This is a genomic window from Pedobacter sp. FW305-3-2-15-E-R2A2 (genome assembly GCF_038446955.1).
Taxonomy (GTDB): domain Bacteria; phylum Bacteroidota; class Bacteroidia; order Sphingobacteriales; family Sphingobacteriaceae; genus Pedobacter.
In genome coordinates this window covers 3,627,052-3,642,694 of sequence record NZ_CP151803.1, presented here as the reverse complement: position 1 = coordinate 3,642,694, position 15,643 = coordinate 3,627,052, and the positions used below count along the sequence as shown (strand labels likewise).

The 15,643-nt window shown below is 42.1% G+C and carries 11 protein-coding genes; 3 read left to right on the top strand and 8 right to left on the bottom strand.

Annotated features, from left to right (window positions below; genetic code table 11):
* The first annotated feature begins 229 nt into the window (after nucleotides 1–229).
* Nucleotides 230–2,722 (top strand): glycoside hydrolase N-terminal domain-containing protein, encoded by a 2,493-nt coding sequence (locus AAFF35_RS14430; protein WP_342333221.1) that lies wholly within the window; start codon nucleotides 230–232, stop codon nucleotides 2,720–2,722.
* A 75-nt stretch (nucleotides 2,723–2,797) separates the two neighbouring features.
* On the opposite strand, the gene AAFF35_RS14425 is transcribed toward AAFF35_RS14430, so the two are convergent.
* Both AAFF35_RS14425 and AAFF35_RS14420 read right to left on the bottom strand, forming a co-directional pair.
* The gene (locus AAFF35_RS14425; RefSeq protein WP_342333220.1) at nucleotides 2,798–3,583 is read right to left on the bottom strand and encodes a hypothetical protein; all 786 of its coding nucleotides are present in this window, start codon (nucleotides 3,581–3,583) and stop codon (nucleotides 2,798–2,800) included.
* Nucleotides 3,570–5,357: a DUF885 domain-containing protein gene (locus tag AAFF35_RS14420; RefSeq protein ID WP_342333219.1), complete on the bottom strand. Its 1,788-nt coding sequence runs from the start codon at nucleotides 5,355–5,357 to the stop codon at nucleotides 3,570–3,572. The genes AAFF35_RS14425 and AAFF35_RS14420 overlap by 14 nt, the downstream gene beginning before the upstream one ends.
* A gap of 136 nt (nucleotides 5,358–5,493) precedes the next feature.
* Between AAFF35_RS14420 and tatA (AAFF35_RS14415) the strand changes: the two genes are divergently transcribed.
* Together tatA (AAFF35_RS14415) and tatA (AAFF35_RS14410) are read left to right on the top strand one after the other, a co-directional pair.
* Entirely contained in the window at nucleotides 5,494–5,739 is a 246-nt protein-coding gene (gene tatA, locus AAFF35_RS14415) for a twin-arginine translocase TatA/TatE family subunit (RefSeq protein ID WP_342333218.1), read from the top strand.
* A gap of 14 nt (nucleotides 5,740–5,753) precedes the next feature.
* A complete protein-coding gene (gene tatA / locus AAFF35_RS14410) occupies nucleotides 5,754–5,915 on the top strand; it encodes a twin-arginine translocase TatA/TatE family subunit (RefSeq protein ID WP_342333217.1) in 162 nt (53 codons plus the stop codon).
* 119 nt (nucleotides 5,916–6,034) lie between these two features.
* Here the strand turns inward: tatA (AAFF35_RS14410) and AAFF35_RS14405 are convergent, their stop codons facing one another.
* The 6 genes from AAFF35_RS14405 to AAFF35_RS14380 all read right to left on the bottom strand — a co-directional run bounded on the left by AAFF35_RS14405 (nucleotide 6,035) and on the right by AAFF35_RS14380 (nucleotide 15,556).
* Nucleotides 6,035–6,748, bottom strand: coding sequence for a hypothetical protein (locus AAFF35_RS14405; protein ID WP_342333216.1), 714 nt, complete (start codon nucleotides 6,746–6,748; stop codon nucleotides 6,035–6,037).
* 153 nt (nucleotides 6,749–6,901) lie between these two features.
* On the bottom strand, nucleotides 6,902–7,507 hold the full coding sequence (locus AAFF35_RS14400) for a hypothetical protein (protein ID WP_342333215.1): 606 nt from the start codon (nucleotides 7,505–7,507) through the stop codon (nucleotides 6,902–6,904).
* Nucleotides 7,508–7,517: 10 nt separating this feature from the next.
* Entirely contained in the window at nucleotides 7,518–8,060 is a 543-nt protein-coding gene (locus AAFF35_RS14395) for a hypothetical protein (protein WP_342333214.1), read from the bottom strand.
* 33 nt (nucleotides 8,061–8,093) lie between these two features.
* On the bottom strand, nucleotides 8,094–8,831 hold the full coding sequence (locus tag AAFF35_RS14390) for a hypothetical protein (RefSeq protein ID WP_342333213.1): 738 nt from the start codon (nucleotides 8,829–8,831) through the stop codon (nucleotides 8,094–8,096).
* Complete coding sequence (locus AAFF35_RS14385; protein ID WP_342333212.1) at nucleotides 8,828–12,142, bottom strand: DUF6443 domain-containing protein; 3,315 nt, start codon at nucleotides 12,140–12,142, stop codon at nucleotides 8,828–8,830. The genes AAFF35_RS14390 and AAFF35_RS14385 overlap by 4 nt, the downstream gene beginning before the upstream one ends.
* A 12-nt stretch (nucleotides 12,143–12,154) precedes the next feature.
* On the bottom strand, nucleotides 12,155–15,556 hold the full coding sequence (locus tag AAFF35_RS14380) for a hypothetical protein (RefSeq protein ID WP_342333211.1): 3,402 nt from the start codon (nucleotides 15,554–15,556) through the stop codon (nucleotides 12,155–12,157).
* Nucleotides 15,557–15,643 lie beyond the last annotated feature (87 nt).

Genomic DNA, 15,643 nt, shown 5'->3' with positions numbered 1-15,643 from the left:
GCAAAAATCAACAATATTTCATCAATTATTTCAACTAGATGCATGTTTCGGGACTACTGGCCTAAGATTCGTTAGGCGGAGGCACAAATAGTGAAATAGTCCATTTAAATAGTTCTATTGGCTATTCAAAGTGCATCTGACATCTATTACTTTTACAGACTGAGTCTTGTATCCAGGCAGCAACGTAAAATTTGTCTAAAGAAAATTAAGGAACAATAACAATCAATAAATGATGATTAAAAATTACAGAATTGCTGCCATAATCACAATTGTTTTTGCCTGCTCCAATGCCACTGCGCAAGATAAATCTTCTATTCCAGAGCCAATGGTACTGGCAAAAAAGCACAGTTTGACTTACAACAAACCTGCGCCGGATTTCTTTGAAGGAGCACTTTTGGGCAATGGAGCAATGGGTGTGGTCGTGACTACCAGGCCCGATGCGATAGTCCTTAGGTTTGGCCATAACAACGTGTGGGATATCCGAATAGCTGAAAATAACCGGGAAAAACTTGGAACCTTCCAGTCCGTTTTCGATAAAGTCAATAAAATACCCCGGGACCTCTCCAATCTAACCGACGATCCCTGGTACGAACAATACAATCGGATGGCGGGTGAAAATTATAGTAAACCTTATCCCAGACCCTTTCCTTGCGGTTCGGTACTGCTCGGATTTGACAGACGTAAATTACAGTTATTGGGACATGAACTGGATATTTCCAACGGGGTCTGCAAGGTTAAATTATTGACTTCGGATAAAAAGCTGCTCATGTTAACCTTGTTCACAGATCTGTTAGAAGATAAACTGTGGATGGAGCTGACCGACGAAAAAGGCAATCTTCAGAAAAATCTTTTTGACAGGGTCAAAATTATGCCTGATCCTTCTACCCCGGAGGAATTCCCCAGGCCTCAAATTACAGAAAACATTAAAACAGGCATACTTGGATTCAGGCAGTTATTGCCTTATGCTGATTTTGAAAAAGGAACAAAAGATATCGTCCACGCGAAGGACAAGGCCTTCAGCCTGACCCTGGCTACGAACCAGGAATTATATAAAAAGGACCGGATAGCCTGGAATGGGAATAACGAAAATATGGAACAGCTGGAGGCTGCAGTTACAGGGGACCTCCCTTTTCTGGCCTGTGTATCAATAAAAGAAGGACTGAGCACCGATGTTCCCGCAGTCCATATCGATCAGCAACAAATCAACCCAGCAGCATTTAAGAAAAGCTATGCAAATAACCTAAGCATCTGGAAAACCTATTGGAATAAATCTGCAGTCCAACTGGATGATGATTTTCTGGAAGAGACCTGGTATAGAAATCTTTATTTTCTTAACTGCGCCACAAAAGCAGGAGTAACAACTCCGGGATTATTTGCAAACTGGAGTTACAATAAGATTGGAACGGCCTGGCATGGAGACTATCACCTGAATTACAATGTACAACAGCCCTTCTGGGTTACATTTTCAAGCAATCATCTGGAAAAGAACCTTCCTTATGTTGACTTGATCGAATCTCTCATGCCGGTGAGCCGTAAGTGGGCAAAGGAATATTATAATCTACCGGGGGCCTATTTTCCGCATTCTGCCTATCCTGTAGATATGACGATGAATCCATATCCTATCCCCGACTGGGGTTGGGAAGTAAGTGAAACTCCCTGGGCTGTACAGGGATTATGGTGGCATTATCTTTATTCAGGAGATCGAAGTTTTCTAAAGACACGTGCATATGAGCCGATTAAAGCAGCTGTTGAGTTTCTTGTCGGTTATATGACCCGCCCTGAAGCCCGTAACAGAGACCGTTGGAAAGATGGCAAATTCCATATCTTTCCAACGGTACCTCCCGAACTATATGGCCTGAAACCAGGATTCAGATACAATTATGATAGTAATGTAGATCTAAGTCTGACCAAATTTGCTTTCAATGCTTTTAAGGATGCGGTTAAAATATTAGGTACTTCTACAAAGGAGAAACATCTGCTTGACCAAATCAATAAGATTCAGTCTGCTTTTCCGGACTATCCTACTGTCATCTCAGAAAAGTATGGAAAAGTGTTGGTGTCAGTACCAGAAGAACATGATAAGGTCGTTTACAATGTACCAAACGCCTTGTTTACGGTATTTCCTGGCGAGGATCATGGACTTAATGCGGATAAAGAAACTTTTAAAATGCTGCAGAATACCTATAAAAACCAGCAGAACGAGGGTGGCAACGATCTTGTTTTCATCAATTTGCAGGCAGCAAGGATTGGTATGCTGGATCTTGAGGAGTTCAAAAGACAGATTAGTTATTGCTTATTGCCAAATGGGACAGCAACCGATATGGTCATGCAGGTTGGGGGGCGCTATGATGACCGCACAGAATTTAATTATATGTCTAAAATGGGAATATGGTTTGAAAATTTCGCGCTGCCGGCAGTCATCAATGAATGCCTGTTGCAGGGATACAACGGTAAAATTCGCTTATTTCCAAACTGGCCAAAAGATAAAGATGCCAGTTTTAACAACCTGCGTACTGCGGGGGCTTTCCTTGTGAGTGCCACTCAGCTTAAGGGTATAGTTACCGATTTAAAGATAACAAGTGAAAAAGGCAACATCCTGCAGGTGGTTCTTCCCTGGAAAAAAGGATATGTAATCACCGCTTCAGGGAGGAAAAAGATTACAAATTCTGAATTGCGTTTAAAAACAAGTCCGGGAGAACAAATTACATTTTACGCTGAATAGAGAAACAAAAAGGCAGTTATCATGCAGTCAAACTATTTGAAAAAATCTGATCAGGAAGGATTGAATCAATGAAACTCAGCTGTTTTTTGGAAACCCGTATTTAAAATGCATGTATAGAAACAGGCAGACATACAGCAGGAGTCCTATGGTCGTTAAGACGCCAAATATAATGAGGATTACTTTTAGTGGAGAAGCCTTAAAATCCAGTTTCAGTTTATTTGTTCGTCTTTTATTGATCTGGTGTAGGAGTATAGCGCCTAAACCCATGACTAAAAAGATCGCTAGTACGTATTTCAGAAAGTCAAGCCTGTATTTCCAATAAGTGGCCATTGCGCTCCATTTTTCTCCATCTTTCCAATAGATCTTGCTGACATAAAAATTATTTGCTCCTGCCCTGCCAATCACTGCATTGATTTGCCTTTTATCTTTCAATGCAAAATAATTGGCCCCTGAAGATTCAAATTTTATGGACTGGTTGTCGTAGGTTACAAAGATTAAACTTCCTTCTATGGTCTTCTTTACCCTGTACGACTGGACGCTGTCAATTTTAAGTACCGTTGTTTTGGATTCTCCAACAGCAGCATAATACAGCATTTGCATATTTATACTCGTATAGAACAGGAAAAAAGACAATAGCCCTGCGTATAACAGGGCTAGTAAATGCGTCTTAAAACGGTTAGGTTGTTGATATCGGATGTGGAGATAAACTACAATAGCCAGGCTGACAGCAAAGACCAATCCATAATACAGCGGCCCATGATTCGCTGTAATCATCTCAAAGCAGTATCTTCTCAACAGGTAGATCAGGAAAGCAGCAACAAACGCAATGGCATAGCTGCGCGATAAACTATCTTCCTTCATTTACACGCTTAGCCCATGCATCCATTTTTTGTTCCAACACATCAAGAGGCATTACGCCATCTTTTAAAATCTCATCATGGAATTCAACAATCTTAAACTTAGCGCCCAATTGTTTTTCATATTTCGCACGGAGTTCACGAATCTTCAAAGCACCGATTTTATAAGATAATGCCTGTCCTGGTAAGGCCATATAGCGTTCTACTTCCGCAGTCGCTCCATCTTCGCTGATCGCCTCATTGTCCATCATGTATTTGATCGCTTCTTCACGGCTCATGTTCTTTGTATGAATGGCCACATCGACCACCAAACGGATAGCACGGTGCATTTCATCGCCCAATGCGCCCATGTATTGATAAGGATCGGTATATAAGCCCAGTTCCTTGCCTAAGGATTCTGAATATAAGGCATAACCTTCGCCCATTGCGCCATACCAGGCAAAACGTCTGAATTTCGGCATGTCTTTACTTTCCTGTTGTAAAGAAATCTGGTAATGGTGACCAGGGATGGCTTCATGAAGGAATAAAGATTCCATTCCTGAGGTAATGTTAAATTTCTTAGCATCCAGAATGGGAATGTAAAAGATCCCCGGTCTTGATCCATCAGGAGATCCTGGATTGTATTCTGCACTGGCAGAAGCCGCACGGAATGCTTCGGTCTGTCTGACTTCAAAAGGAGTTTTAGGTACTTTGTGGAATAACTTCTGAAGCTGAGGCTTCATCTTATCGTGAATGGCATTAAAAGCTGCGATGACCTCTTTTGGCGTTTTATAGGGTGTCAATTTTGGATCTGTTTTCAGGTAGCTGAAAAAGGCATTTAAATCACCCTTAAAGCCAACCTTGTTTTTAACACTATCCATTTCTGTACGAATCCTTTTCACTTCCGATAATCCGGTCTGGTAAATCTCTTCAGGGGTTTTATTGGTGGTGGTCCAGTTCTTCACACTGTATGCATAAATTTCCTTTCCTCCCGGAACGGATGAAATTCCTGAGGTAGACCTGGCTTTCGGCAGGTATTCGTTTTTAAGGAAAGTACTCAGTTTCTGATAAGATGGAACGAGTTCTTTTAAAATCGCCTGCTGATATAAGGCGGTGATTTTTGCCTTATCAGTCGCCGAAATTTCTTTTGGCATGTTCTTGATCGGGTCGTAAAACAAGCTTTTCTGTGCATCGGTAACGATCATCGCATCCATTTGTGGAATCATCTTCTCTACCAATGGTTTTGGCAAGACCATGCCTGCGGCGATTCCGTGTTTGAAATTGGCAATAGCGGTATCTGTCCAAACACTAAAACCTTTAACACGTCCCAACCAATTCTCATAGTCCTTCAGGTTTTTGAAGGGCTGGTTTCCTGCTCCGGAGCCCAGCTGCCCCATCGTCAATGGCAATGAAAAGAACTGTTGTGCAGGAATCATCCAGGTATTCAATTCCAGACCTTTCAGTTTCATCTGCAAGTCGTACTTGAAAACATCATAACTCAATTTATCATTGTCGTTCAATGCTTCCCGGTCAAATTTTCCAACCTGATTCAGGTAATCCTGATAGAAGTTCTTCAGGGTATCTCTGAATGCCTGAGTTCCATCGTTGGGCAATTGATCATTATAACGGTTATCCCCCTGTGAGGTCGCATCCAATGGGAACAATTTGGAATTCTTTTCCCAATAGGAATCGAATAGCGTTGCAATTTCTTTTGAATCTTTCACTGTTTCTGAAGATTTGTTTTTACAGCTGGCCAAACTAAAGACAAAGGCTGCACAAAGGAGACCTAATTTATTCATCCTGAAAATTAGCAATTTTTATTTTAATCTTTAAACCACAACGTAAATTCTCCAGGCTCCCATTGAATTTTAATCCCGTTTTAATCCGGCTTTAATCTCCTGTAATTAGCTTTGCTTGCACATTAAAGAAATAAATATGGTGTTACTTGAATTCTTAAATATGGGTGGCGGGGAAATTCTGCTGATCCTGGCTGTGGTCCTTTTATTGTTTGGCGGTAAGAAACTCCCTGAACTTGCCAGAGGACTGGGCAAAGGAATCCGAGATTTTAAAGATGCTTCAGAGGGAGTAAAAAGAGAAATTCACCGGAACATCAATGTGGTCAATGCAGATGATGAACCTGCCCGTACCGAACCAAAAGAACCTGTTGTTCCTAAAACCTAAAAATCAAGCTAATTATGTTACATACCCCCCTGCTCGCCATGCTTGGCACTCAAGAAATCGTCGTTATCCTACTCGTTGTGCTCCTGCTTTTTGGAGGGAAGAAAATTCCTGAACTCCTTGGCGGACTTGGAAAAGGAATCAAAGAATTTAAAGATGGGAAAGATGGGGCTGAATAAACAACATATTTCTATTCAGAGATACTGTCGTATACAGTATTTCAAGAATCCCCACCTTTTTTAGAGATTTGAGACATTTGTGAGCGCAAAGCTTTTACAGATATTTAAACAGTTTGAGATTATAAAATCAGATCTCTATCTATTGAAATATACATCGGAAGAACATCAGCATCCCAACTTCCCTTTATTACAATAGTATCCCCTTCAACAATAATCGCCTTAAACATTTCCAAAAAGAATTCAGCGCCTAAAGCGGCATCGTCGATAAACTTTTTAAAACGTAATTTTCCATTATCTTCTAAAGTAAAATAAGCTTCCATTCCATCATTTTTAAATTGAATCCAAATGGAAGCCTTAAGCGTACAACCGTATAAAACAATCTCTCTCTCCATCAGCTGATAGTTTGTATTAAAATTTGTTTCAATACCCCTTCTGTACGCAAAGTCATTCGCTTCAAGTAAAGAATCATTTTTTGTCGATTTTGCGCAAATCGACAAAACACGATGAGCTTCCTCCCAAAGAAAATGTGTTTTTTCGTCCTCATTAAGCGCATTAAAATCATGAAAATTTAATACACCATAAAATGCAAGATGCCCCCCCTGTCCCCTATAGTAATGGACATGATTTTCCGCAACTCCAGGATATAATTCGAATGTTCTCTTCGAGGAAAAATTCAAATTGACAAATTTGATTTTCTTTCCTGTATACCTGAGATTTATTAAATTCTTTAATAGTGTAGCTAATCCAAAGTACTTAGAAGTAAGTTGATTTAAAGGCACTTCTCCATCCTTGAACCAAAACAAAATTCTCTCTATTCTATTATTATCTATCATGGTTTTTTTATTCGTTTTCCAGTATTAAAATTGACAGGATAAGGAACCTTCATACCACGCACATCAAAAACGCTTGTTCAATTGTAATGTAACGTTCTCAAATATTTTTCCATTGGATGAGGAGCATGACGTTAAGCCGTCCAATGATCTCTGTCATATCTGCTTAGTTAAGTCCAGAATATTACCTTCGGCTGTTTGTAATTCCAATATGGAACCTTTTTCTTCAATTATTTTAAATACCAGTTCCATTGGCTTTCCATCAATTAGCAAAAGAAGAAAGAGATTGTTTTTAAACATATCAAACGAGTAAGATCCAAAAAACTTTTTACTGTCTTGATATTCAATCATTTTAAACGAATTATTAATAGATACCGGTTCACTGGTAAATTCTAGAATGTTACCATCCATCATCCATTTACTATTAACTAATACTTTTTGTAATTCCTTCTCATTTAGTACCTGAGATTTTTCCTTCAACCGATAATATTTATATTCATTTTCACTTATCTTAAGAATAAGTTTCTCATTTGATAATTCAATGATATAAAAATTAATATAATTTCCTATTTTTAAATTCACATCATTAAAATGGCAACTATATTTTGAAACACTTTTATCGCTATAGCCTCTTATCATTACATTTTCTGCCTTTTTGTCAAAATCAAAAAAAAGAGGTGCTATTACCGTTTTCCACGGCGACTGGAACTCTTTTTGAAGCATCCAAGCTCCTGTAATTTTACTTTTTATATCAGTTGCCATATATGGTTGTTTAGTCCTGTTTTGGTATAAAAATATTGCTAGTAAAACAAACACTGCAGTAATTCCATATTTTACTATTTTCATATAAAATTTTATCTAAAACAATCTCTCTCTCCATCAGCTGATAGTCTGTATTAAAATTTGTTTCAATACCCCTTCTGTACGCAAAGTCGTTCGCTTCAAGTAAAGAATCATTTTTTGTCGATTTTGCGCAAATCGACAAAACACGATGGGCTTCCTCCCAAAGAAAACGCGTTTTCTCATCCTCATTTAAGGTATTAAAATCATGAAAGTTTATTACGCCATAAACTGTAAGACGTCCACCGGAATCCCTACCGGAATGGACATGGTTTTCAGGAATTACGGGATACAATTCGAAAGTTCTCCGCGAGGAAAATTTCAAATTGACAAATTTGATTTTCTTTCCTGTATACCTGAGATTTATTAAATTCTTTAATAGTGTCGCTAACCCAAAGTACTTAGGAGTAAGTTCATGTAAAGGCACATCTCCGTCCTTGAACCAAAACAAAATTCTCTCTATCTTATTAGCCATCACAGCTTTTTATTTGTTTTTCAGTATTAAAATTTACAGGGTCATATTAGTTTGAGGTTGTAAAATCAGATCTCTATCTATTGAAATATACATCGGAAGAACATCAGCATCCCAACTTCCCTTTATTACAATAGTATCCCCTTCAACAATAATCGCCTTAAACATTTCCAAAAAGAATTCAGCGCCTAAAGCGGCATCGTCGATAAATTTTTTAAAACGTAATTTTCCATGATCTTCTAAAGTAAAATAAGCTTCCATTCCATCATTTTTAAATTGAATCCAAATGGAAGCCTTAAGCGTACAACCGTATAAAACAATCTCTCTCTCCATCAGCTGATAGTCTGTATTAAAATTTGTTTCAATACCCCTTCTGTACGCAAAGTCATTCGCTTCAAGTAAAGAATCATTTTTTGTCGATTTTGCGCAAATCGACAAAACACGATGAGCTTCCTCCCAAAGAAAATGCGTTTTTTCGTCCTCATTAAGCGCATTAAAATCATGAAAGTTTAATACACCATAAAATGCAAGATGCCCCCCCTGTCGACTATAGTAATGGACATGATTTTCCGTAACTCCAGGATACAATTCGAAGGTCCTCTGAGAGGAAAATTTCAAATTGACAAATTTGATCTTCTTTCCCGTATACCTGAGATTTATTAAATTCTTTAATAGTGTAGCTAATCCAAAGTACTTAGGAGTAAGTTCATTTAAAGACACATCTCCATCCTTGAACCAAAACAAAATTCTCTCTATTCTATTATTATCTATCATGGTTTTTTTATTCGTTTTCCAGTATTAAAATTGACAGGATGAGGGACCTTCATACTAAACAAGTCAAAAACCCCTGTTGAATTGTAATGTAATGTTCTCAAATATTTTTCCATAAGGTGAGCCTCAAACTTAGGCATAACGTTAGACCATCTTCCATAAGCACCTGGCCCTGCTTGTAACAATGATTGGTTATACCTTATCAAATTTTCATCCGTAACACCAAATTTAAACAAATCCCCTTGCACATCAAAAATCGTATAAGTTCTGGAGGGAGCTAATGATCGTGAAGACGTTGTAAGTGTGGTAATTGCATCATTAAAAACAGGCGCACTGCTTCCAACTGTTTTACCTGCTGTATTGGAACCTCCCTTGGTAAGATAACTAAACGGGGCATAAGTTGCTCCCATTTGCACTATATCTAATACTGCCTGGCCATCTGCGTCGGCCCTATCGTCCTCCGAAGAAGACCAATAGGCTTTCTGCCCTTCGTACCAATTTACATAAGTGTTAGTGTTGGTAAGTGAAGCTATCCCCCAATAAGTATTCGAAACCGTTCCCCACAAATCACTTCCTAATGTAGATTCGGAACTAAGCCAACCTCTCCACGTTCTGCCTGTGTTTCCAAAGGGGTCACCTTTAACAAGGCGATCATAAAACGTTCGAAAATATCCCTTTTTTTTCTTTTTAGGATCACCCGGTCCACCGTGGAGTGCTTGAAATCCTCTAACCCAGTCTTTGGCGTCTTCACCATCTAAGTACCAGCCTTCCATTCCGCTCGGATCAATCACGTTGATAGGATTGTCTACAGCATAATTATATGGAGTATAGGAAGCAAACTTCTCTGCCAGTGGATCAATTACATTCCATCTTCCAATCACAGGGTCGTAAAATCTCGCCCCATAATCGTACTGCCCCAATCCCCCCTGCAACTCCTTGCCATTATACAGATAATTGTTTTTTGCCCCCAGCAAATAGCTATTGAACGTCTTTCCAAACGGATAATAATCATCATGCTGCACATCCCTTGCTGCCCCGCTGTAGATGTCAAAGCTCAGGCGGGTATTCCCCAGATGATCCTGGAGGTTATACTCATACAGGTAGCTCCCTCCACTTTTCCTTGCCCTTCCTTCTTCGGTCTGAATGAAATCTATTGCCCCGGCAGTGTATTGAATACCATCAATATAATCCGTCGTCACCCCGGAATTTACCGATCTCAGTTTTCTTCCTGAGGCATCATAGGTATAGGTGATTGAAGTTCCTCCGCTTACTGTCTTTGGCAGGTTCAGGTAGTTGTAGGTAAAGGTATTGGTGCCATCGGTTAGTACATTCCCATTTAAATCATAGGTGTAAGTCCTGCTGACCCCACCACTCACACTGCTCAGCCTGTTTCCGCTATAACTGTAAGTCTGGGCGGTACCATTGTCCCTGGTCAGTGTCAGGATATTTCCCATCGCATCATAGCTGATGTTCTTTTCGTCATTCCCTGTGCCGGAGATTCCTGAAAGTAACCGGTTCAGCTGATCATAATTATAAGTGTAGTTCTTCGTCAGGCTTCCAGGTGTTCCCCAGAGCTGCCCGGTAATGTCCCCGTTATACCTTGGTGTAGTTCCGTCATTGTATTTCAGCTGCATGGCAAAGAGTGCTGCACTTTTTCCCGTCAGCCATCCCCTGGAGTTGTAAGACATGGTGGTTGTATGCAGACCATTATTCAGTTTTTTCGTGAGCAGCTGTCCCAGTTCGTTATAACCCAATTCTGAAAGCAAAACCTCGGCATCGGTATTGATCTTTTCATAAGTTTTGGTTTTCCTTCCGGCGTGGTCATATTCATAACGCATGGCAACGGTCACACTGCCCCCGCTGCTGGTATGTGTCCGGGTACTGGCAGTCAGTTCATCAGCAAAGTTCCAGGTATTCACCACCCGGTCCGTTCCTCCAAGCTGGTGATCGCTGATACTTTCCTTCAACCTCCCCCGTTCGTCATAATAATTCACCGTCAGCAGCATTGTCGAAGTGCCCAGGATATTCACCTTACTTCCCGTAGCCAGCCCTTGGGTACGGCTGGTGACCGTCTGAGTGGCATTGTAAGTACTGGTCTTCCCCGGGATGGTATAATTGTTATAATAACTGATCAGTAAGGTCTGGCTGAGTGTCGAAGGATAGGTGTTTGCCGTATACCCTGTTCCTGTCGCAATCCGGGTTTCCCACAAATCAGGGTCCGCATCCACAGCGGTTTGTTGTGTACTGCGGTAAGCGGTATTAGGCGTACTTCCGGTATGGTCATAAATACCGGAAATCACCTGCCTTCCGGTATTGTCGTATTTAATCACCGTCCATTGCTGGGGAGAAAGAGATCGCTGTACGGCATCCTGGCTCATCACCAGCCTGCCTGTCTTATTGTATACAAAGAACTCCCAGCCTTTTCCCGGGATCTTTTTCTCGGTCACCAGTCTTTTTCCGTTATACCGGTACGCATAGATGAACTGATCAAATCCTGCATCACTTTCTATAAAGCTGGTTGCCGTAAATCCCGGGGGAATCACATAACGGAGGTTGCTGAGTTCATCATAGACGTAATAAGTATTCAGGAAACTGCCCCCATTTTGAAGCCGTTTTAACACTACCCTTCCCTGGTAGTCTTTATACTCCATCGTCTTGTTCCCGTTTTCATCCGTCAGCGTATCCACATATAACCTCGCCTTTGGATAATAGGTACTTCCGGTAGCGCCATTACTGGTTACGACCCATTTTCTCACATCATTAACTGCATTTGCAGCATAGCCTTTGCGAAAAGTATGCGTCCCGCCAATCTTCCAGTCTCCCCCCGGAAAGCCTTCCTGTTGTACCCGGTCCAGCGGAGAGGCTTCGAATTTGGTTTCCGAATAAGCGACCTGTCCTGATCCTGAGGGAATACTGATTACACCGGAAGGCGGGCTGTTGTAAAATGATTGCTGACTGCTGATTGCTGCAGCCCGGTAATTACCGGTGGAAGTTCCGTTATCCGTGTAGGAAAGGTATTTCTTTACTTCACGCCCGTAATTATCATAGGCAAAAGGCTGGATCATATCCTTTCCTAGTGGACTGCCCTGGTACTGGACATGCTGTAAGGGACGCCCAAGCCCGTCCAGGTAGGCAATACCTACCCTTGCCTTGGTTTTATCAGAGATGACTGCGTTAAGCGCAGTTTCCGTCGTGATGCCACTAACCAGTACTTTAGCCGTTTTTACATAATTCTGATCGGCAGACTGGGCCAGGGTAAATAAAGGAGCCATTAAAACCATTAACAGCATCCTGAATATGGAAATGTATTTCATGGTGGAGCGCGTTTAAGGTTTATAATGGTACCACAGGTGATCTTTGATGTCATTGTCCGCGTTTTTTGTCCGCTTCAACCGACCAAAAACATCATATTCATAATACACCGTTTCCCCTTTAGGGTCAGTCATACTGGTCATTCCTTTCAGTACGGCATAGGTATAACTGGTCACCTCTGCATCAGGATTCGAAGAGGCCAGGTTGGTACGGATCTTATTTAGTTCCGTGCGCATGGCCGCATCGCCGGAGGGGTTATTGATCACGGTGGTATCGACCAGTGCCATCACTGTGGCGTAAGTACTTCCGGTAATCCTGGCCACGATATACCTTTTCTGATATCCCCAGACCAGCACTTCCTTCAATTCTCCTTCTTTACGCTGTTCCACCACATTACCATAACTGTCATATTTATCAAAGAGAATCCTGCGCTCATACCTGTTGTCCTTACTGGCCGTACTTACCGTAAAAACGGCGGGACTAAAATCGTTCAGCCCTGCGGTATTGTTCAGGCTGTATACCGTATCCGGAACCGGGATCTCCGGTTTATAGGAAACCAGCTGTGCCATGGTCACCTTTCCGCTCCCTCCCGCAGTTTTCTCCTCCACATAGCTTTCTACCGGGCTGGTGATGACATGTTTATCCTGCAGGTTTTTAATGCCTTTGGAGAAGGAAATAGAACTTGTGCCTGAAATCGTGTAATCATAAGGGTATTTAAAACGGGTAATGCTGCTGTCTCCTGCAGAATTCACCTTAACTATTGCTGAAGGGTTTGCAAATCCGGCATTGAGGTAGCTGTATTTAGTGAGCTCTTTCAGGGTATCTGTGCCGTTAAAATAATAGGCCGAGTCCAGCACCGGAACGAACTTGTCCTGCGTAAAATGGTAAGTTCCCCAGCTCGTTCCATAATTCACATCAGGACTGCCTGGAAGCGCATTGATGGAAAGAAACAGGGAAGTGTTCTGCAGGGAGCCGCTGGCAAGATTCGCAAACCGGTGTACCTCCTGCTTCATCTTTTTGCCCGAACCATCCTGGTACCATACCCTTTTCATCCTTCCCCGCCAGGAAGATTTACTGTTGCCTGCCCTGTCAAAAACCGATTGATCGCCCAGGGCAGTAAAATAAAACTCGTCCTCATACCCGTCAAACAGGGAATCTGCATTGACATCGCTATAGCCATTAGTAAACTGCATGACCGTTTTACGCCCGTCGTTCATGGTTTCGGTCACCTGTGCATAACCTACCGTTCCGCCTTTTCCATTACCTAAAGGGACCATCGTACTCTGGTTCAGCAGAAAAAAAGTACAGATCTGGGGATCAAAAATCCCCTCTATCGGCGGGTAATACCTGAGCCTTTGTTCGCCCCAGTGAATTTTCGAGGTCAGGTTACAAAACGGGATTTCAGACACCCCGGAGGTGATCCCTTTATAACTATAGTCATAATTCTTTTCAAAAGAGGAACTGTTTACCGGGCTGGTAAAAGTGATCTTTTTAATCCGGAGCCCGCCAGCATTATAGATGTGGTAATTAAAAGGTCCCTGACTCCGGCCGGGCCGTTTGTATTTAAACTGGTTGGTCACTTTAATACCCGCACTGAATCCATAAGCCGGAATTTCCGTTTCCATTTTATACCTTCCTTCAGTCAGGGACACCGATGGGCTTTGGGTAGAAGTCCCGTTAGGTTTAACAAACCCAAAACCGATGCCGGGGTTTGGCGCGCCGATGCCCGTTACGGGATTGAAACTCCAGGTATTCAGCAGGTCAAAAACACCTGTGCCTTCATTATACTTATAAAGCCTCGCAATACTCAAAGCACCAAATCCGCCATTATAGACATAATTCTGGTAATCTGTCCAGCTGTTGATATTTGGCGACATCCCCAGCTTGGTTTCAAAAGTTGCGGTCTGGTTATGGTGCAGGATAAATTCGGCACTGTTGCTTGTACTGGGGTAATTACTGGAGCTTCCCAGCTGCCTGAGCGAGTCCATCGCCATGGCCATACGTTCATCCGATTCCGGGACAACAGGATAGGCATAGTCATTGCCTTCATATTCGAACTCAGTCTTCCCTCCTGTAGGATAACTGACACTTTTCAATGCACCTACCCGGGCGTATTTATAATCCGGATTTTTGAAGCTGCTGTTGTAGGCAGAGCCCAGGTTAACCACCGTGCCGTGAAGGTTTTTAAACCTGATAAAGAAAGGCTGGTTCTGAGGGCTTAAACTCTTTTCTTCCCCGTTATAATAGCCCCAGAAATCGGTTCCCAGGTTGTTTACCCCGGGCATTTTCCGACCCATATACGGACCAAAATAGCTGAAACGGTAGGCTGGCTCATCGTTGATATTCACACTGTCCAGCAGCATTTTTTTGGCCAGGCTGTCGCTGGTACTGTCACTATAGGTATAGGTAAACCGCGCCCTGCTGACCATCGTTGTTCCGTTAAACATTTTAATGCTGTCCAGCCGGATCTTATAAACATCGGTCCGGGAACTGTTGTTCCGGTAAAACTTCAGGGTATCGGTTTTATGAATGATCGATTTGATCAGCAGGTTATTGGTTTTAATCAGTTCGGGAAGTCCGGCCACGCCAATCACATCATCACAATCGGGATTCAGAAGAAACTGGACCTGAGGGGAACGGTCCTCATACCGTATAAATTCATATTGTTCGGTCGGATAATAGTTCATCCGGTAACAGTTGTTTCCCTCACTCTCGTATTTAAACTCGATCAGTTCGTTTTTAAAAGGTAGCCGGATCCTGGTGAGGTACCAGGCACTGGAATAGGTGTATCCACTGCTCATGGTATTGGTCTCGGAAACATCAAAGTAATATTCGGTTCCCTTTTCATCAATGAACTTAAACTTATCTGCCGTGTATTCCGCATACAGGTTATTTACATCCTTCATCAACACCTTTCCATCACTGGTAAAGCTGAAACTGCCGCTAAGGCCCAGGAAGTTAAAATAAAACTCATCGCATTCCGTATCTACTTTTGCCATGCTGTTTTCGTTCTCCACGTTCAGCATTCTGCGTCGATCGGGAAAAGTACCGGGAACATAAGCCGCGCCCAAACCGGGAAGTCCGCGGACAATCCTGGTCACCGAACCCCCGGCGTTCAAACTGAACCCCGCACCTACCCATCCGGGAATCTCCCTTGGTTTCACCCCGGAAGCATGGTAACTCAGGGAAACAGGAACACTAAAATCCTTGGTTTTCAGTTCATACAAAGGCACACTGACCTCGGGAATCCCACTGTAATAACCCACCGGCATTTCTACATATTTCCCCAGTGCTGCCGCCTGAGGGGATAAAGGCTGGGTAACAGTGGTCAATAAATCAACCTGCGCTGTGCTGTTCAGAGGGACAAATAAAACAGACAGCACAAATAAAGCAAGTGCGTACAATCTTTTTTTCATCGTTTTAGAGTTTAGCGTTAAACGGCTGCGATCCGGTAACCATTGAGTATCAACAGCCTGACTAAGTCTAATCTATAGACAAATATT